The 1986-nt window shown below is 54.3% G+C and carries 2 protein-coding genes and 1 pseudogene; 2 read left to right on the forward strand and 1 reads right to left on the reverse strand.

Going from position 1 to position 1986, the window contains the following annotated elements:
* Positions 1-124: 124 nt before the first annotated feature.
* Positions 125-1326, reverse strand: a pseudogene (locus tag DWA01_RS18845) (transposase); the annotation flags it as partial.
* 54 nt (positions 1327-1380) lie between these two features.
* Here DWA01_RS18845 and DWA01_RS18850 point away from each other — a divergent pair.
* Positions 1381-1656: a transposase gene (locus DWA01_RS18850; RefSeq protein WP_114283652.1), complete on the forward strand. Its 276-nt coding sequence runs from the start codon at positions 1381-1383 to the stop codon at positions 1654-1656.
* Positions 1653-1986 (forward strand): IS3 family transposase (locus tag DWA01_RS18855; protein WP_136057632.1); only part of this gene is annotated, 334 nt, incomplete at its 3' end. The genes DWA01_RS18850 and DWA01_RS18855, both read left to right, overlap by 4 nt.

A 1986-nucleotide genomic window follows, 5' to 3' on the forward strand; every position in this document is an offset into this window, starting at 1 on the left:
GACGGCTTCGCTCGGATGCCGGTCGCTGATATGCCGCCTCTCCGTTGATGCGTGCTGGCCGCTTCAAGCTGAAGCCCAAGGGCCCAACACTCTACGTCCAGCGCAGTCACGTGGATGAGCGTCGTTAAGGGGCAATCCCGATGATATTGAGGACCCGTTTGAAGTTATAAGCCAGGACATGGAGGCTCATCTCAGCGGCGACCTTTTCTCGTGTTCGGGTCAGGAAATGGGTGTGCCCCATCCAAGCCTTCAATGTTCCGAAGGGATGTTCAACCGTTGATCTGCGGATCCGCATGGCGTCAGGCTTTTCTTCCAACCTGCGCTCGATATCATCCAATACGTCTTCTTGATCCCAACGTCGGATGCGGCGCAATTTCTCAGTCGTGCAACTTGGCTTGAGGTGGCAGTTTGAGCAGGCCGACAGATGCCGGTAGAAGTTGATGTCGCTTTGACGATCTGACCGGTGGGCACCCTTGGTCAGGCTCTGACCTGCCGGGCAAATATAGACATCGTTCCTGGTGTCGTAGATAAAGTCCTGCTTGGTGAAGAACCCTCGATCACTGCCCGATGACGTCACCTCGTGCGCCACAATCAGGTGATGCTCAACATCAACGGCTGTCTGTACGTTGTAGCCGACAATGCCACCGCCTCGATGCCTCATGGAGCAGCGTGCGTCAGGATCTCCTCTTGCCGATGCTGTGCATCGGCTGCCGGGCAACGGGTCAACGATATCTGGGCATCCGGTGCTTTCTGCACCTTGGCATCGATGGCTTTCAATTCCTCCATTTGTTCTTTGAGTTTGATGATGCGTTCCAGCAGGCGAGCAACCTTGGCTGCAGGCAAAGCAGGCTCATTACGTTCCGCTGCATCCAACTTAGAAAGATAGCGCTCAATGCTGGCCTCAATGTCTGCCATTCGTCGCTCCACTTTGGCAGGCGTGAAGTTCTTATCCCGGTTGTTCACTGCTTTGAACTTACTGCCATCAATAGCAACACCGTCACCGTTCAAAAGACCGACGCGACGACACAGCATTACAAACTGACTGCAGACCTGCCGGATCGCTTTGCTATTCTCGCGCCGGAAGTCCGCAATTGTTTTGAAGTCTGGCGCAAGGCGACCGGTCAACCACATCATCTCGACGTTGCGACCTGTCTCCAGTTCCAGCCGACGGCTCGACTGAATGCGATTGAGATAACCGTAAACATAAATCTTCAGTAATACCGCCGGATGATAACCGGGCCGGCCTGTCGCTGCAGCATCACTGAAACCGATAGAGACCAAATCAAGTGCATCAACAAATGCGTCCACGGCGCGAACTGATCTTGTCCCGATTTAGTTCCGGTCTCTTTCGAGCGATATTCGCAATGAAGGAGACAAGAAATGGCACCAAGATACAGCGAAGAATTCCAGCGTGACGCGGTTCGCATTGCAACGACCAGCGGCCTGACGCGACCCCGGATTGCGTCGGATTTGGGGGTTGGCGTTTCGACCCTGAACAAGTGGGTTCAACAACACCAGAACGACGACCTGATGTCTGGCCCACATGAAGATGTAGAGAAAGAGAACGCCCGCCTGCGCAAGGAAAACCGGGTTCTGCGCGAGGAGAGGGAGGTCCTAAAAAAGGCGACGATCTTCTTCGCAGGACAAAAGGCGTGAGGTTTGCCTTTGTCGACACCTGGAAGAAGATCTGGTCTATCGAGTTTCTCTGCAGTGTTTTGCAGGTGACTTCTCGCGGCTTTCGCGCTTGGAAATCCCGTTCCATCAGTCAACGTCAGCGTGATGACATGGTGCTTTTGGCGCATATCAGGGACCAGCACCGGCTTAGCCTGCAAAGCTATGGCCGTCCGCGCATGACTCACGAATTGCAGGAGCTGGGGTTAAACGTTGGCCATCGTCGGATTGGTCGGCTGATGCGTGAGAATGGCATACGAGTTGTCAGGACGCGTAAATTCAAGGCCACAACCGACAGCAATCACGCGTTCAACA

This window comes from Candidatus Halocynthiibacter alkanivorans (assembly GCF_003333265.1).
GTDB classification, from domain to species: domain Bacteria; phylum Pseudomonadota; class Alphaproteobacteria; order Rhodobacterales; family Rhodobacteraceae; genus Halocyntiibacter_A; species Halocyntiibacter_A alkanivorans.

What these genes read in the sequence shown, in the direction of transcription:
- DWA01_RS18850 (WP_114283652.1), top strand. Translation starts at nt 1,381, where the DNA reads ATGGCACCAAGATACAGCGAAGAATTCCAGCGTGACGCGGTTCGCATT.